Source organism: Leptolinea tardivitalis (genome assembly GCF_001050275.1).
Lineage (GTDB): Bacteria > Chloroflexota > Anaerolineae > Anaerolineales > Anaerolineaceae > Leptolinea > Leptolinea tardivitalis.
Window position 1 is genome coordinate 81,955 of sequence record NZ_BBYA01000011.1, and the last position, 17,561, is coordinate 99,515.

15 protein-coding genes are annotated in these 17,561 nt (G+C 48.2%); 12 read left to right on the forward strand and 3 right to left on the reverse strand.

What is annotated here, in order from left to right:
- Positions 1-6: 6 nt before the first annotated feature.
- Both LTAR_RS13205 and LTAR_RS13210 read right to left on the reverse strand, forming a co-directional pair.
- Positions 7-612, reverse strand: a complete 606-nt coding sequence (locus LTAR_RS13205) for a DedA family protein (protein ID WP_062422742.1) — start codon at positions 610-612, stop codon at positions 7-9.
- Positions 609-1,040, reverse strand: a complete 432-nt coding sequence (locus LTAR_RS13210) for a hypothetical protein (RefSeq protein WP_062531971.1) — start codon at positions 1,038-1,040, stop codon at positions 609-611. Before LTAR_RS13210 ends, LTAR_RS13205 begins: the two co-directional genes overlap by 4 nt.
- Before the next feature lie 119 nt (positions 1,041-1,159).
- On the opposite strand from LTAR_RS13210, the gene LTAR_RS13215 reads away from it, so the two are divergent.
- The 5 genes from LTAR_RS13215 (at position 1,160) to LTAR_RS13235 (ending at position 11,128) form a co-directional block, all read left to right on the forward strand.
- Entirely contained in the window at positions 1,160-2,080 is a 921-nt protein-coding gene (locus LTAR_RS13215) for a GGDEF domain-containing protein (protein WP_062422744.1), read from the forward strand.
- A gap of 6 nt (positions 2,081-2,086) precedes the next feature.
- Positions 2,087-5,518 (forward strand): response regulator, encoded by a 3,432-nt coding sequence (locus tag LTAR_RS13220; protein ID WP_062422745.1) that lies wholly within the window; start codon positions 2,087-2,089, stop codon positions 5,516-5,518.
- A 386-nt stretch (positions 5,519-5,904) separates the two neighbouring features.
- Positions 5,905-7,758: an alpha-amylase family glycosyl hydrolase gene (locus tag LTAR_RS13225; protein WP_062422746.1), complete on the forward strand. Its 1,854-nt coding sequence runs from the start codon at positions 5,905-5,907 to the stop codon at positions 7,756-7,758.
- An 18-nt stretch (positions 7,759-7,776) separates the two neighbouring features.
- Positions 7,777-10,467 (forward strand): valine--tRNA ligase, encoded by a 2,691-nt coding sequence (locus tag LTAR_RS13230; RefSeq protein WP_201775995.1) that lies wholly within the window; start codon positions 7,777-7,779, stop codon positions 10,465-10,467.
- A gap of 358 nt (positions 10,468-10,825) precedes the next feature.
- Entirely contained in the window at positions 10,826-11,128 is a 303-nt protein-coding gene (locus LTAR_RS13235; RefSeq protein WP_062422748.1) for a hypothetical protein, read from the forward strand.
- Between the two features lies 1 nt (position 11,129).
- On the opposite strand, the gene LTAR_RS13240 is transcribed toward LTAR_RS13235, so the two are convergent.
- Complete coding sequence (locus LTAR_RS13240; protein ID WP_062422749.1) at positions 11,130-11,756, reverse strand: SGNH/GDSL hydrolase family protein; 627 nt, start codon at positions 11,754-11,756, stop codon at positions 11,130-11,132.
- Positions 11,757-12,140: 384 nt separating this feature from the next.
- On the opposite strand from LTAR_RS13240, the gene LTAR_RS13250 reads away from it, so the two are divergent.
- From LTAR_RS13250 to LTAR_RS13280, 7 genes are read left to right on the forward strand one after another with little or no spacing between them, the layout of a single operon-like run.
- Positions 12,141-12,626 (forward strand): NADH-quinone oxidoreductase subunit J, encoded by a 486-nt coding sequence (locus LTAR_RS13250; RefSeq protein WP_062422751.1) that lies wholly within the window; start codon positions 12,141-12,143, stop codon positions 12,624-12,626.
- A gap of 1 nt (position 12,627) precedes the next feature.
- Complete coding sequence (locus LTAR_RS13255; RefSeq protein ID WP_062422752.1) at positions 12,628-12,939, forward strand: NADH-quinone oxidoreductase subunit NuoK; 312 nt, start codon at positions 12,628-12,630, stop codon at positions 12,937-12,939.
- Between the two features lie 5 nt (positions 12,940-12,944).
- Complete coding sequence (locus LTAR_RS13260; RefSeq protein ID WP_062422753.1) at positions 12,945-14,693, forward strand: NADH-quinone oxidoreductase subunit 5 family protein; 1,749 nt, start codon at positions 12,945-12,947, stop codon at positions 14,691-14,693.
- A gap of 4 nt (positions 14,694-14,697) precedes the next feature.
- Positions 14,698-16,200 carry a complex I subunit 5 family protein gene (locus LTAR_RS13265; RefSeq protein ID WP_062422754.1) on the forward strand — a complete coding sequence of 501 codons (1,503 nt, stop codon included), beginning with the start codon at positions 14,698-14,700 and terminating at the stop codon, positions 16,198-16,200.
- A 2-nt stretch (positions 16,201-16,202) separates the two neighbouring features.
- Positions 16,203-16,514 carry a hypothetical protein gene (locus LTAR_RS13270; RefSeq protein WP_062422755.1) on the forward strand — a complete coding sequence of 104 codons (312 nt, stop codon included), beginning with the start codon at positions 16,203-16,205 and terminating at the stop codon, positions 16,512-16,514.
- Positions 16,515-16,571: 57 nt separating this feature from the next.
- Complete coding sequence (locus LTAR_RS13275) at positions 16,572-17,054, forward strand: NADH-quinone oxidoreductase subunit B family protein (protein ID WP_236686612.1); 483 nt, start codon at positions 16,572-16,574, stop codon at positions 17,052-17,054.
- Complete coding sequence (locus LTAR_RS13280) at positions 17,054-17,560, forward strand: NADH-quinone oxidoreductase subunit C (protein WP_062422757.1); 507 nt, start codon at positions 17,054-17,056, stop codon at positions 17,558-17,560. Before LTAR_RS13275 ends, LTAR_RS13280 begins: the two co-directional genes overlap by 1 nt.
- The last annotated feature ends 1 nt before the right edge of the window (position 17,561 follow it).

Sequence of the window (17,561 nt, forward strand, 5' to 3'; positions counted from 1 at the left end):
CCATAGTTACTTGATGATAAGGTTTTTTCCACCATTCATGGTGCGAGCCAAGAAATAAATAATGATGATAAGAATTACCAGAGTCCCCATGAATCCCCCAAGGTTGGTCAGGAGGTCGCTGATATCTTCCCAGGCTGAACCGAATAAATACCCGAGGTATCCATATCCTATCATCCATATAGCTTCACCGATCACATCATAGACGAGGTAGTGGAAAAATGGGTAATGGCTGGTTCCTGCTACAAGATTTGTTGGCACGGCCAATGTGGAAAGTATGGATCGTGTAGCCACAATCATGGCTCCACCAAACCGGTCGAATTTGTCGCCTGCCAGTTGCAAATTCTTCTGAGAGACGAATCGTGGTGAAATCACTGTGACTGCTTTTTTACCAATCCAATAACAGATTGAATCGCCCAAGACAACAGCAGTCAAACCAACCAGGGCAGTCGGAATGGGATCAAGAATACCCTGTTGAATAAAAGCTCCGGTGGCAATGATCACCAGACTGGCAGGCAGAGGGATCCCGATTCCACTAAAAAGCATGATGACACCAATAACCGGTGCGCCATAAGCAACCACCCAGGTTAGAAGAAAGGCGTACCAGTCGCTCATGGTTGCGCCTGGGGAGGCTGTTTATTATCAGGGGCCGGTTGCATATCCTTTTGCTGAAAATCATCAATATTCTTTTTTACTTTTTCCATCAAATCCTTGGGATTATCGGAATGCAATCCGCGGATCAATGATTCTAGACTGCGTTTTTCGTTCCCCTGTACCGGCAGATTAAGGGGAGAAAGCACAACATCAGGGGGAACATGATACATCTTGGTGATGTAATCAACCGTCATCCATCCGCGGATCAACTCAACATTTGTTTCACCTCCACCGCGCTTGAAAGCCAGAACACGTTGGAATCCATGAAAGGCACGGGCGGCGAAAAAAAAGGCCAATATTACTCCCAGAATGACCAGAACCAGGAGTATTGATCTTGTTTTGCCCGAAAAAAGTTTGTTTTTGTTTTCTTTTGGTGGAATATTGTCCATGTTTAGCTCATTTTTATATTCATTTAACAGTAATTTTACAGGCATTTTTAACAGTCTAGAGGAAAATTGAAGATATAAATCGGCAACCTGTATATCAGGTATTTAATGATGGAGTCTCCATGCAAATCGCTATCGTCGACGATGATCCCATAGCACGTCAGATTCTTAGGTCCAGTATAACCCGGCTTGGTCTGGAGGTATTGGAATTTCCCGACGGAGGATCAGCCTGGGATTATTTTCTGGCTAATCCCCCGAGATTTGTTATCACAGACTGGCTGATGCCCAATCTGGATGGATTGGATCTAATCCGGAATATACGATCCGCCCATTTTCACGGGTACACCTATGCCATAATCCTTACGGGAAAAGAAGACAAAACGGATGTGGTAACCGGTTTGAGTGCTGGTGCAGATGACTATCTGACCAAGCCATTTGATATATCCGAATTGAAGGCCAGAGTGAATATCGGCTTGCGTATCCTGGATCTTGAAGATGACCTGAACAGGGCCCGCGAGCAGATGGAACGCATGGCTATGTACGATTACCTTACAGGTTTGCTCAGCCGCCGGGCGATTTATTCTCATCTTCAGGGCGAAGTCGACCGGTTTTACCGCGAAGGTGGATCATTAAGCATCATGATGCTCGATCTGGATCATTTTAAGGCACTGAATGATTCATATGGCCATATGGTAGGGGATCAGGCACTTTGCCTGGTGGCAGAGCAGATATCACAAAGTGTCCGACCGTATGATTGGGCTGCCCGGTGGGGAGGAGATGAATTCCTGGTTGTATTGCCCAATACCAATCGAGAACAAGCCGAGGCAGTAAGCAACCGTATCCATTCCAGAATTCATAAGCTGGTGCTCACTGTACCAGATAAAGACCCTCTTCAATTGCAGATTAGCATTGGTGTGATTACGACCACAAAAATACAAGATGGAATTGATGGGTTGATACAATCCGCCGACGAGGCACTTTATACGGCCAAAAATCGGGGGAAAGATTGTATCTTTTTGAAGGATTTGCAGGCACCTGAATAAATTGACATGATGAAAAAGAATATTTTCTCAAGCCTCAAAATGCAGTTCGTTCTGATCATTATGGGTGCTATTCTGCCTTTCTTTCTGTTATCCATTTACAACATGTCACACATGTCAAAAATGGAAGCGCGAAATGCAGAAATCACTGCTCAAGAACAGGCTTATATTGCAGCACGTGAGTTTGAGACAATTATTCAAAATGCGCGTCATATTTTATACAATATTTCTGAAGACAGCCGGATAGTTAAAGATCGGGATTACTGTCAGGTATATGCAGAAGCAGTACCCTATCGGGAGCCGACAATCGTCAATCTGGTTGTACTGTCGACAGAAGGTAAGCGAATTTGCTCCAGTGTGCCCCTGACCATTCCTGCAGGTCTTGAAAGTTCAGATTGGTTCCAAAAACTTATATATGGGCAGGCACAGGCTATTGTGCCGCTGGATAAAAATTGGGGGAGTGCAGGATTATTTACCACAGTCTCTGCAGCTCATTACAATGAAATTGGACTGACAGATGGCATTGTCGTGGCATTAATCGGCCAGGATTGGATCAATTCCATTCGTAACCGCATTCAGCTTCCACCGAATTCTTCTATTACACTGGTTGCAGGTGATGGAACTGTTTTATATCGAGATCCATACAAAGCGGAATATTTAGATTCCAGATTGGGGGCTGAATTCCAGGCTGGTATGAAGGATGCGCCCCGAAAGGGATCCTTCACAGGAACTGGTCTGGATAAGGTGGAACGCTTTTACGGATTTGCCCGTATGGATCCAATCTATGGAAGTGACTACATTCTGGTAGGTATTCCCAAAGATAAAGCTCTTGAGTCAGTACAAAATCTTCTGGTTCAGAACGTGATCATCAACCTGATTGTCATGATTCTGGCCATATCATTTGCCTCCAGCTTTGCCGGAACGCGAATATTGCGAATTGTTGACAAGTTGGTGGAAACTTCTAAAAAACTCGCGTCAGGTGATTTAACAGCCAGGACAGGGATCATCGAAAAAGAAGGTGAATTAGGTTTTCTGGCACAAACCTTTGACTCAACAATCCAGGCTTTGGCGGAAAAGGATGCTGAACGCCAGGCAGCCATGGATGAAGTCTTGCGGGAACGTCAGTATTTTGAAACCCTGGTTCGGTGCAGCCCGGATGCCATTGCCATCAGGGATATGAATGGTGATATTCAGGTAATCAATCCTTCATTTACTGAAATGTTTGGTTACAGTTTTGAAGAAATTCAGGGAAAGAATTTTGATGAATTAATCAATACTCCTGAGACTTTTTCGCAGGGTGAAAAGCTGACAGCGCATGTTAAAGAAGGTGGAACCATACGGGTCATCTCAAAACGCCGCCGCAAAGATGGCAAGCTGATTGATGTTGATATCAGCGGTGTTCCTATTATGGTCAATGGAAAACAGGTGGGTGATTTTGGTATCTATCATGATATTACCGCATTGATTGAAGCCAAACAAAATGCCGAAGCATCTGCCAAAGCCAAAGCAGATTTCCTGGCCAATATGAGTCATGAAATTAGAACGCCATTAAATGCCGTGATCGGTATGACAAACCTCTTAATGGACACCAAAATGGACTGTACACAGTCGGATTATGTGGAGACCATTCGTACCAGTGGCGAAGATTTACTGACCATCATCAATGATATCCTTGACTTTTCCAAGATCGAAGCTGGAAAACTTGATATTGAATCCACTCCATTTGATCTGGCTGATTGTGTGGATTCAGCCCTTCAGTTGATGGCACCCCGGGCTGCTGAAAAGAAACTTGAACTTCTCTACCTGATTGACCAGGGCACGCCGGCTGCTTTTATCAGCGATCCAACTCGGCTACGGCAGGTTTTAGTCAATTTGCTCAGTAATGCCATCAAATTCACAGAAAAAGGTGAAGTATTCCTGTCTGTGGAGGCAAAACCGCTGGAAAATGATCTGTATGAGCTCCATTTTTCGGTCGCCGATACCGGGATTGGCATTTCTGAAGCCTCACGAAGCCGGATTTTCCAGTCTTTTAGTCAGGCGGATTCATCCACAACCCGGAAATTTGGTGGAACCGGATTGGGTCTATCCATCAGCAAACGTCTGGCAGAAAACATGGGCGGTACCATGTGGTATGAAAGTGAGTTTGGAAAAGGTTCTACATTCCACTTCACCATAAAAGCCCGGGTTGCCGAAAATGTAAACCGAAAAGTCATTACGGATTGTCTGGCAATTTCACAGGGAAAAACAATTCTTGTTGTAGATGATAACGAACGCAATCGGTTGATCCTTGACCGACAGCTGCAATCCTGGCGTATGAACTGCATTCCAGCCAGTTCGGGATTTCAAGCATTAGAAATATTGAAACGAATTACAACTATTGATGCCGCCATTGTGGATATGCAGATGCCTGAAATGGATGGCCTTATGCTGGCGCAGGCAATACGTGAAATGTCAGGATATAAGAAATTGCCGCTGGTTCTTCTCTCTTCCCTGGGTCATCAGGAGTCTGCAGAAAAGAAGAAAATTTTCTCTGCACAACTATCAAAACCTGTTCGGCCCTCCCTCCTTCTGGAAACTCTGTTGAGTGTATTTGCCAACCGGCCGGTGGTCGTTCGGGAAAATCAACATGCCGTGAGCGATATCGATCAACAAATGGGAGTGAACCATCCTCTACGAATTTTGCTCGCGGATGACAACGTGGTCAATCAAAAGGTTGCCACGCGTATGCTGGAAAAAATTGGCTACAGAGCTGATTTGGCCGCCAATGGTCTGGAAGTCCTTCAGGCTGTGGAACGTCAACCATATGATTTGATTTTTATGGATGTTCAAATGCCGGAAATGGATGGGATTGAAGCGTCGCGGCATTTACACAAACTACTTCCTCCTGATCGTTTGCCGCGTATTATCGCGATGACAGCTCATGCCCTGCAGGGAGACCGGGAACGTTTTCTTGCAGAAGGAATGGATGATTATTTAAGTAAGCCAATCCAGATCAATGAAATGGTCCGTGCCTTAAAAGGAACACCAGCTTTACAGACAGTTGAAAGTGTTGTTCCTAAAACGAAAGAAGTAAAAAACACTTCTCATATAAATTGGGAAACACTAGATTCATATTATCGGGTAATGGGTGATGATACTGATGCATTCCTTGTGGAATTGATCCAGACGTTTCTCCCCAATGCTCAGAAACTCATTGATGATTTGAAGGACAACCTCGAAAAACGGGACTTGAATGCTTTTCACCGGGCAGCCCATACACTAAAATCCAGCAGTGCCAGTCTGGGTGCCATGCAGCTATCAGACCTGGCCAAGCATCTTGAATTGGATTCGGTGGAGCATATACCTGAAGACAGCTCTTGTCGGGTGGACGCGCTGCAGAGAGAACTGGATGGCCTTATCCCGGAATATCAAAAATTTGTGATTGATAAGACGAAAAAATGAAGTGCGTTTGACGAAGATGTGTCTTCTTTGTATAATCACTCCTACAATTTAACCTGTATCGCCGGTAAGAGTATGTCTGAACATGACAGATAGAGAAGGAGATCATCGGCTGGAAATCTCCGCTGTGATTCAGACAGAATGTCGACCGGTACGACTGCCGAAGAAAGCCAGAATTAATGGTGATTAGAACGGCACGGGAAGCCCGTTACAGCGCAATCCGGTAGGTCAGGCCGGGTGTGAGTGCGCCGAAATTAATCGGCGAAGCGAGGTGGTACCGCGGAAGTCTATCCCTTTCGTCCTCCTTCTACTGCATATGCAGCCGGGAACGAAAGGGCTTTATGTTTCTGCCTGTTGTGTCTGGCGGTGGAGCCTGGAGGAGAAGGTAAATGATTACCAGCGTTAATGATCCAAGTATTCAGGTATGTTTAGACCAGGCCAAAAAACCCCGCCAGATCAGTGTTGAGGTCGACGGACGTACGGTCACCATGCGCAGGCCATTTCCATCACCCGATGACTGGCGTGATCTGCCAATTTATTTTGCCATGATCGACCGGTTTAATAATCCGATCGCCATGCCGCATGGAAAACCATGGGATATGGCATTTTCCGGATTTCAGGGGGGGACGTTTGAAGGCATCCGTCAAAAGCTGGATTACATAAAAAATCTGGGTTTCAGAGCCATCTGGCTTTCCCCTGTACTTAAAAATTGCTATTACAACCCGTACAGCTATCACGGTTATGGCATTCAGAATTTTCTTGCGATTGAACCCCGGTTCACATCCAATCCTGCGCGGGCTCACAAGGATCCACGGTTTGCTGAGATGGAATTGGAGCGTTTGGTGAACGAAGCCCATGCCCGCGGTTTATATATCATTTTTGATATTGTGTTAAATCATACGGGTGATGTTTTTGAATACACCGGATTTGGTTCAACAGCTCCCTGGGTTCGCGAACCCTACCGGATTGCCTGGCGCGATGTAAACGGAAGTCCCCGGTCTGACTGGCCTGAACCGCCATTAGATGTCCCTGATGAAGCCGCCATTCTGCCGGTCGAATTACGCCGCAATGAATTCTTTCGCCGCCGCGGCCAGGGTGATGAAGCAAATGGAGATTTTTCATCGTTAAAAGAACTGGTAACGGATTATTTTGAATTAGACCCTGTTCATGGAGCCATATTCCCCGTACGAGAAATTCTCATAAAGACATACCAGTATCTTCTTGCCCGGTTTGATCCAGATGGATACCGGATTGATACGCTGAAATATGTTGAACCTGGTTTTGCCCTTGAATTTGGCAACGACATTCGAGAATTTGCTCTTTCCATTGGTAAGAAAAACTTCTTTACCTTTGGTGAAGTGTATGATAACGAAGATATGATCTCGAAGTATATTGGCCGGAGTTCATCTGATTCCAGCGATCTTGTAGGGGTGGATGCCGCACTTGATTTCCCTCTTTTCTTCCGCCTGCCGGATGTAGTCAAAGGACAATTACCTCCCACCAAATTGGTGGAGATGTATACATACCGGCGCAAGGCGGAGAAAGGCATCATCAGTTCGCAGGGTGAAGCCAGCAACTATTTTGTAACTTTTTTGGATAATCATGACCAGTACCACCGTTTCTACTTTACTGATCCTGAAAACCCGCATAAATATGATGATCAGGTGATCCTTGGGATTGGCTGCCTATTTACCCTGCTGGGAATTCCCTGTTTATATTATGGAACAGAACAGGGTTTATCCGGTATGGGGAAGCAATTGGAAAGTGTCCGTGAAGCTCTATGGGGTAAACCGAATGCCTTTGATGAGAAACATCCCTTCTATCAGGCAACACGTAAGATTGCGAATGTGAGAGCTAATCAGGCGGCTTTACGATACGGGCGGTTATATTTCAGACCTGTATCGGGAGATGGTCTGCATTTTGGATTATCCAAAACAGTTGAAGGAGTTTTGGCTTATTCCCGGTTGCTTTCTGATGAAGAAATCTTAATCGTGGCTAACACCAGCGTCTCTTCTGTATGGGAAGGAGACGTTTTAGTGGACTATGATCTGAACGCACGGTCGTCATGCTTTGACTTACTGTATTGCAATCACGAAGCTGCCACAGAACTACCGATTGTTGACAAATCGGGCTCACGTGTATCTGTGCAGATGGAAAATGGAGCTACGACAACCGGACCCGTCCGTATTGTCCATTTACGGATGAATCCTATGGAAATACAAATTCTGCGAAATCGCATTTAAATGGTGGAGGATGTAGCTGTGAGTGAACCAACTTTACCCAAGGCGTATGATTTTTCGACAACCGAAAAACGGTTGTACGAGTGGTGGGAAAAGAGCGGTTTCTTTAAGCCGGTCAGTGACCCGAAAACGCCGCATTTTGATCCAAATCAGAAAACCTTTGTAATTACCATTCCGCCACCGAATGTGACCGGGGAACTTCATCTGGGTCATGCCATGTTTGTCTCCATGGAAGATCTGATGATCCGGCATGCCCGCATGAACGGCTATTCCACGTTGTGGGTTCCGGGCAGTGACCATGCCGGCATTGCCACGCAGCTTCAGGTGGAAAAAATGCTGGTGCGTGAAGGTACTTCACGCGAACAGGTGGGCCGTGCAGAATTCCTGCGGCGTACCTGGGAGTGGAAAGAAAAATATGGGGGCATGATCTACCAGCAAATCCGTCGGCTGGGTGCTTCCTGCGATTGGGACCGCACCCGCTTTACCCTCGATGAAGGTCTGTCACGTGCCGTACGAGAAGCCTTTGTCCGGCTCTATGAAAAAGGCCTGATCTATCGCGGCCTGCGGATGATCAACTGGTCTCCAGGGTTGAAGACGGCTGTGTCTGATCTTGAGGTGGAGTACTCGGAAGAAAATGGTACGTTGTATTACTTTAAATATATGTTGGCGGATGGCAGCGGCGATTACATCCCCGTAGCCACTACACGCCCTGAAACCATCCTGGGTGACAGCGCCGTAGCCGTACACCCGGAGGATGAACGTTACCAGCGGTTCGTTGGTAAGAAAGTCGTCGTCCCCATTCTCGGACGTGAAATTCCGGTAATTGCGGATGAATACGTTACGCGCGAATTTGGAACCGGCGGTTTGAAAGTCACCCCGGCACATGATCCGAATGACTATGCCCTCGGTAAAAAACACAACCTGGCCTTTATATCCATGCTGGATACTTCAGCCAAAGTCAATGAGAACGGCGGGCCATACCAGGGTATGGACCGGTTTGACTGCCGTAAGAAGCTCTGGGCAGACATGAAAGCAGCCGGACTGGTCATTAAAGAAGAACCCTATGTAATCAAAGTCCCGCGTTCACAGCGCGGAGGCGAAATCGTAGAACCCATGATTTCCACACAGTGGTTTGTATCCATCAAACCACTGGCGGATGCCGCCCTTGAAGCAGTTCGCAATGGCAGTATCAAAATTGTTCCGGAACGGTTTACCAAGGTCTACTATAACTGGCTGGAGAATATTGAAGACTGGTGTATCAGCCGCCAGTTGTGGTGGGGGCACCGTATACCGGTATGGTACTGCAAAGACTGCGGAGAAATGATTTGCACCCGGCAGGATCCAACTGTCTGTCCGAAATGCGGCAGCCAGCATCTTGAACAGGATCCAGATGTACTGGATACCTGGTTCTCCAGCGGATTGTGGCCATTCAGCACTCTTGGCTGGCCGGAAAAAACACCCGATCTCGATTATTTTTATCCAACGTCCGTCATGGAGACCGGATATGACATCTTGTTTTTCTGGGTAGCCCGCATGATTATGATGGGAATCGAGTTCACCGGAAAACCGCCATTCCATACGGTATACCTGCATGGTCTTATCCGCGACGAACACGGTCAAAAGATGAGCAAGACCAAAGGGAATGTGATTGACCCTCTCGGTGTAATGGATGAAATGGGTACAGATGCCCTGCGTTTTACACTTCTGGTCGGTTCGACTCCCGGAAATGATGCCAACCTGAGTCTGAAAAAGGTCGAAGCCAACCGCAATTTTGCCAACAAGATCTGGAATGTTGGACGGTTCATCATAGGCACTGTGGAAGATGCACCGAAGACGGCATCAGGTAAGCCTGATTGGACTCTGGCGGATTCCTGGATCTGGGCACGCCTGCAGGAACTCATTCGCACCGTTGACCGACTTTTTGAAACCTATCAGTACGGAGAAGCCGGCCGGCAGATTTATGACTTCCTGTGGAGTGATTTTGCTGACTGGTACGTGGAAATTGCTAAACTGCAGATGGCATCTGGCGGCGACCGGGCTCATTACACTGCCGTGACGTTGGTCAGGGTGCTGGATACCGTTTTGCGCCTGCTGCATCCCTTCACGCCTTTTGTTACTGAGGAACTCTGGGGGCACCTGAAGAAATCGGCTGCCAGTTTGAAGGATGCCACTCCCACTGATGGTTGGGAAAATGCTTTGATGATTGCTCACTGGCCGAAGGCTCAGGCTGTGGAAGGTTGGGAAGAAGACAAGATTGCTGCCTTCAATCGGGTGCAGGATGTTATTCGCGCCATCCGGAATGCCCGCACGGAGAAAAAAGTTACACCGGGAAAACGAATCACTGCCATTGTAGCTGCCGGTGATCACTTGTCTGTGTTCAATGATCAGCGTAAGTCATTAACTTCACTGGCATACCTGGATGAAAGTCAACTGGTTCTGACGGATAAGATAACCTCCGTTCCTGAAGGGGCACTATCACTGCTGGTGGCCGGTGTTGAAGTCTATCTACCGCTGGCTGGAATGGTGGATGCCGATGTGGAACGTGCCCGTATGGAAAAAGAATTGGCCGAAGCGGAAAGTCAGATTACCCGGTTGAGAGGATTGCTTTCCAGTGATTTTGCCAGCAAAGCCCCGGCCGCTCTGGTAGAGAAGGAACGAGCCAAGCTGGCCGCTTTTGAAGAGACGGCGGCAAAAATAAAAGCACAATTGTAGCCCCCATCACAACCTTCCGCCCATTTTGCTGAAATGGTGGAAGGCGTCTCAGGTGGATATGGACTTCCCTGTTTGTTTCATAAAACAGGGAAGTCTTATTCCCCGGGCAGGGTAGAAGCAGGCGGTCGGTTTCGCGGGATGGAAAAGGGACAATATTTCCGCCTGCTTCTACCGGGAGCATGAGAGGGCAGGGCAACGATAGAAGCAACCGGCGATGAGGTGGTTTTGCATAGATGAAGTGCCTTCCGGTTGCTTCTACCCTGCCAGGGTTTTTGTTAGTCGAAATTCTTGCCTGGCTGTGGCACTTGACCTATACTATTAATATACCGGTCAGATTATGCCGGCTTGAGGAGGCAATGTGTACCTGACTATTCTTCATGGCCACGTCAATAAAGAAAACTGGCAGGTTTTGGAACAATCTTATGCAAAAAAGGTCAAACATCCGCCAGAAGGATTGCTCCAATCTATGCTTATCCATTGCGAAGAGGATCGGTTGGAATGGAAAATTATCACCATCTGGCGGAGTGAGGAAGCCTATAACCAGGCGAAAGCCCAGGGAATAGCCGATACCTGTGTTGAACTCTTTTGTGATGCCGGCACAACTCCTGAACGCCGCCATTACCATATTGTTGAACGTTTTTTACGGGTGGCAGAAGAATAACCTAAAGTAGACCGGGTATCAATTTTGCCAGAGCCTGGGCGAATTTTGCATGTTCACCCGGTTCCCAATGCAGGCCGTCTATGTCACTGGTAACAACGATATCGTTTGCATCCAGCAACGGAATATTGTACAGGTCTGTATATTTTTTATAATAACTGGCCAGATTGCGAGATTTTTCTGTGCCTCCGGCAAACATTTCGGCATATTCATCCAGCTTTGCCAGCCGCGGAGGGGCAACCACCAGCAGCCTGGGAGCCTTATCATCTGGACCTGATTCGGAATTGAGCACTACTTTTATCAGAACACCAATACTGCGGGCAATATCTGATGGGGGAACAGAGTAGCGCATTTTCAGATCGTTGGTTCCCAGCATTAAAATAACCAGGTCAATTGGTTTATGGGAATGCAGGCATGGTCCAAGATACTTCCTGCCATTTTTATCTTCCTCAACCGGATCATCCCAGACAGTCGTTCGTCCGTTACAGCCTTCTTCAATCACATAATACTCATCCCCCAGTAATTTTTGCAGTACACCGGTCCAGCGCACATCACGCGGAAAACGTCCATGACCAGCCGGATTGCATCCCCAGGTATTCGAATCTCCATAACATAAAATAGTCTTCTGCATCTGAATTCTCCATTAAGAAAAAGTTACTGTGCTTTTAGAACCTCATTATAGTCAAAGATGATTTCTCCAATGGGTATTCCTTTTGGTACAATAAAACGTCTCAAAAATCCGGCAGAAAGGTTTTCCGTTCTGGTTAGAAATTGTTTATTGGTAAAGATACAGTTCACGTGACTGTAACCGTGAATTTTGAGTACATCGTCAGGCGAGATTTTGGCATAGATCGCTGGTTTTCGGGGTGAACCAGGCTTTTTTGCCTGAAAAAAATAATAAAGATTAGGGATGGTGTGCAAGTCAATTTAGGTTATTCATCACATGAAACATAGTTTGAAAAACTGTATAACTGTAAGGTAAAACTCATTTCCAGGTCGACGAGGAGGATTGGCTGTGTGGCAGATTGTGATCCTGGTGGGGATGCTTATTTGTGCGGTGATGGCTGTCCGCACACAGAAACTTTTAATATCCGCTTTATGGCTGGCCGGTGCCAGCGCGCTTGTGGCCCTCTGGATGTATTTACTGGGCGCACCTGAAATTGCCGTCATCGAGCTTAGTGTAGGAGCAGGGCTGGTGACGGTTCTTTTTGTTTTTGCCATCAATATTTCTGGCGAAGGGGGCGCTCCAGCAAAGGAACTTCTTCCCCGGTCGGTAAGCTGGGGGTTGATTGTTCTATCCATAGGTCTGCTGGCCTGGATGGGTTTTTCCGGCGGCTTGCCATTACCGGCTTCGATGGATGGCACGATTTTCAAATCTGTTTTCTGGCAAGACCGGGCGGCTGATGTATTGCTCCAGATTGTCATTATCTTTGCCGGAGCGCTGGGTATACTCGGGCTTCTGGCAGAGGGAAAATCTCATACAACGAAGGGGGAGGATTAATATGTCGCTTTCTATGACTACCCTTTCCATAATAGGTGTGCTCGGGTTGATTGGCATCGGTCTTTATGCCCTGCTGGCAGCCCAGCACATGATCAAGGTGATCATTGCTCTGCAAATTCTGGCTAAAGGTGCCATTCTGGCTTTTGTGGCAGCCGGCCAGGCAAATGGTCATGTCAGCCTTGGACAAAGCATGGCGTTGACGATCGTCGTGGCTGACACCATTGTGGCAGTTGTCGGCCTTTCACTAGCTGTGCAGGCCCGGCGTTATATCGGCTCCATGAACATTCGCAGTTTATCCAATTTGAAGAGGTGAGCCATATGGCATCTACACTTCTTTTGCTCACCATAGGTATTCCCTGGGCCGGTGCAGTCATCATCTGGCTGATCGGCGATGAATACCAGAAATTGCTGCATGGAATTGCCGTGGCTTTCTCGGTAGCTGCCGGTGTGGCTGCATTAATGCTGATTCCGTATGCCACCGGGACCCCGATCATTTCAGTTGATACCGGGCCGGTGTTTGGTGTGTTCACTTTCGCTCCTGATGGTCTGGGCGTGTTTCTGGCGGCAGTAGCCACCGTTATCGGCAGCCTGGCAGTCATCTTCTCTGTGGATTACATGAAAGGTGAAGACCAGATCGCCCGCTATTATGCCTTTGTGTTGTTCTTCATCGGAAGCATGGCGGGGCTGGTGATGACAACCAATCTTCTTCTGGTCTTTGTCTTCTGGGAAATTACGGCTTTGTGTTCCTACGCTCTGATTTCCTTCCATAATGATGATCCTAAAGCCGTAGCTGGCGGTATGAAAGCCCTGATCATCACCCAGTTCGGTGGTGTTGGTCTCCTCCTGGGTGCCTTGTTGATACACAGCTACCTGGGAAGTTATGAGTTGAACGACCTGCTGGCTCGCTGGAATGATATCCCGGCAGGTGTTCTTTCTGTGGCGGCTTTTGGATTTCTGGCAGCCGCGGCTGCTAAATCGGCTCAATTTCCCTTCCAGACATGGCTGCCCGATGCCATGGAAGCACCCACTCCCATCAGCGCCCTCATTCATGCCGCCACGATGGTCAATGCCGGTGTTTACCTCCTGGCTCGTTTCTACCCGGCTTTTTGTAACGTACCCGGATGGAAAACAGCCGTTGTGATTGTCGGCGTATTCTCCGCTCTGCTGGCCGCGATCATGGCCGTTGTTGCTACCGATCTGAAACGGGTTCTCGCGTATTCGACGGTTTCACAATTGGGATACATGGTCTATGCGGTTGGAACCGGTGGTATTTTTGCCAGCCAGTTTCATCTTTTCAGCCACTCAGTTTTTAAGGCTCTGCTCTTTTTGGGAGCTGGAGCGGTGATTCATGCTGCCGGTACCCGTGATATGCGGGAAATGGGCGGTTTGGGCAAAAAGATGCCGGTTGTTCGTAATGTGTTCATTCTCGGTTCACTGGCTCTGGCTGGACTGCCGATCATGAATGGTTTCTGGAGTAAGGAACTTGTTCTCGAATCTGGTTTGGCAGGTGGTCCGATGTGGGCTTATATCGCCATGTTAATCGGAGCAGGCATTACAGCTTTCTATACCTTCCGCTGTGTTTACCTGGTTTTCTATGGAGAACCTCGTAAAGAACTGCATGTTCATGATGCCGGTCCCTTCATGAAAACGGCACTCATTCCGCTGGCCGCTCTGTCTTTGGTCACATGGCTGGCGGCGGGTCCCTTCTCGTTATTATTGAAGAACACCCTTCCTTACCATGAACTGGAAGCTGTTTCTACCATGTTTGTAGTAGAGGAGGTTTTAAAAGCCCCGGCCACATGGATTGCTATGGTCGTCATTGCCCTGGGTTTGATTGCCTGGTGGCAGCGTGACAAATTGACAGGTCTGGGAAAGAGTCTGAAAGGTCTGGGAGACATTGCGGCTGACAGCTTTGGTTTTGAAGCGATCAACCGTGGTGTTGTGGCCGGGGTGCAGTCGACGGCAGAGTCATTGCGGGCTACACAAACCGGTGTGTTGAATTGGAATGTTGCATCCATCCTGATCGGACTGATCGTCGTGATGGTTATTCTGGTGATGGGAGCCTGAGAACATGGACGTAAATACACTCTTCCTCTGGCTGCTGATCCTGCCTTTTGCCGGTGCCATGGTCACCTATCTGGTTGGCCGGGTAGCGGTGATTAATAAGGTAAAAGACAATCCTGCTCGATGGCTGGCATTCTTTGTATTCCTGGGAGTGGATTACATCTTCATCCTTCTGGCACAGCAGTTCCTATCATCTGGTCCAATTGACCTGACTGTCGGTACGGTTGCCCTGCAATTCGATGGGATCAGTCTGGTGTTGGGCGGTTCCGCCTTGTTGCTGGGCACGCTGTCCAGTCTGTTTTCTGTTGATTACATTGCCGGTGACACCGGCGAAGAAAAGTTTTATGCCATGATTATTGCCATGATGGGGGCTGTAGTCGGCCTATCATGTGCAAATGACCTGTTCAACCTGTGGGTCTGGTTTGAAACCATGGCCATCACCTCGTATATGCTGGTGGCATTTTACAGTACCCAGCCCGGCGCTTTGGAAGCCGGTGTGAAATATCTGGTGCAAAGTGCTACTGGTTCGATCCTGGTAATGATCGGTATTGCTTTTGTCTTCCTGGTGACCGGCGAAACCAATCTGGATATCCTTCAAAAGACAACCGCTCCTGCCAGTATCCTGTTGGCAGCAGGCGCTTTGTTCATCATTGGTTTTGGTGTGAAAGCTGCGTTGGTCCCCATGCACACCTGGCTGCCTGACGCCCATTCTCAGGCACCGAGTGGGGTTTCCGCCCTGCTTTCTGGCATCGTTATCGAAGCCGGTCTGGTAGCCATGATGAAAGCTCTGGGTGCACTGGCACATGTGTCCCTGTCATGGGGGGTAATATTGCTGCTCTTTGGTGCAGTCAATATGACCTATGGCAACCTGATGGCCTTGCGGCAAAACCAGGTCAAGCGGCTTCTGGCGTTTTCCAGTCTAAGCCATGTCGGCTACATGCTCATCGGTTTTGGGGTTGCCATCCAGTTCAGCATTCTCAATGGCGCGGCAGGCGGCTTCTTCCACCTCCTCACACACACCATGATGAAAGGATTGGCCTTCCTTGCCGCTGGTGCCATGTTGTATGCACTGTATATTTCTAAACAGAAGCATGGACCACTCATGCTTGAAGACCTCAACGGCGCCAGCCGAAAATATCCGATGGCCGCCCTGGGTCTTTCTGTAGCCGTTCTCGGGCTGGGCGGACTGCCTCCGCTTGCCGGGTTCATGTCAAAATGGCAGATCTTTGTGGCCGGGTTTGAAACCCAGAACACCTGGGTCATCCTTCTGGTAGTCTATGCGGCTTTGAACAGTGTATTATCTCTGGGGTACTATGCACCTATGGTTAACCGCATGTACCGGCTTGAACCATCTGCCACTGTATCAGAGGGCAAGGAACTTGGATTTGTTATACAGATACCATTGGTCATATTAACGTCAGCGATCGTGGCCATCGGCCTCTGGCCGTCTGCGGTCAGCTTCATCACCACACCGGCAGCCGCCGCGCTGCTTAAAGCGTTTGGAGGATAAATATGGATATCTTACTTTCACCTCCGGTTGCCTTTTTGTTGTACATCCCACTGGTCGGATTGATCACTCTATTAGGCCGCAAACTGGCGGGTCCGGAACATGCCAATCCGATGAAATCAAGTCTGTATGCTTCCGGTGAAGAAGCTCCGACTAGCGCAGCCGCACCGGGCTATAAACCATTCTTTTTGATTGCCTTCTTCTTTGCGTTCCTGCATCTTGGAATGCTGGTACTCGGTACCGGAGGGTTCAACTGGACTACCGGCGCGTATGTGATTGGTTTGGCCCTGGCATTGATTGCCCTGATATTGGGTTAAGCTGCGTAAATAGGTATAATATATCTAAAATAGTCAGATTCGATCAGGAGCAAGACTTTGGAAACACAAATGGATTCAGTCTGGACGAAAACACTCAATCAAGTGAAAACCTGGGCGCGGATAAACAGCCCATGGGCTATTCATTTCAATAGCGGTTCTTGCAATGGATGTGACATTGAAATTTTGGCCACCCTGACCCCCCGTTATGATGTGGAACGGTTTGGGATCAAATTACAGGGCAGCCCCCGCCACGCCGATGTGCTTATCTGCACCGGCCCGGTCACACGCCAGGCAAAAAACCGGTTGCTGCGCATCTACGAGCAGATGCCCGATCCAAAATTTGTAATTGCCGTCGGTTCATGCGGTCTTTCGGGTGGAGCTTTTCAGGGCTGTTACAACATCACCGGTAATATTAACGAGGTCATTCCGGTGGATGTGTATGTTCCCGGCTGCCCGCCGCGTCCTGAAGCCATCATTTACGGTGTAGCTCAATTGCTGGCAAAACTACAAGCCCCGGCTCCTGCCGTAAAGGAAGGGTGATGATGGATACTGAAAAATTCTTGAAAAGTGCAGAAGAACTGCTTTCTCCGCTTGGTTTGCCGCTTTCACGATCGGCAAGCTTCCGCCTGGATGCAATTGTCACCACCGATACACTGGTTCCGGCTGCGAAAGCTTTGATGGATGGAAAATGGGGTTATCTATCTGCCATCACAGGTCTGGATATACCTGCCCCGGCACCGGCAGAGGGTGAAACACCCGGCGAAAACCATATGGAAGTTCTGTATCAATTTTGTAACGGACCGGCGGTCACCACTTTAAGAATCACAGTTCCATACAGCAAGCCGGTCGTTCCATCAATATGTGGAATTATTCCAATGGCCACGTTGTATGAACGGGAAATTATCGAGATGTTTGGCATTACTATGGAAGGAACCCCCAATACAGACAAGCTGCTGCTGCCCGATGATTGGCCGGATGGAGTCTTTCCACTGCGAAAAGAGTTCACCGGTTTTGGCACCAAGCCTGCCGGAGTTGAAGGAGCATGAC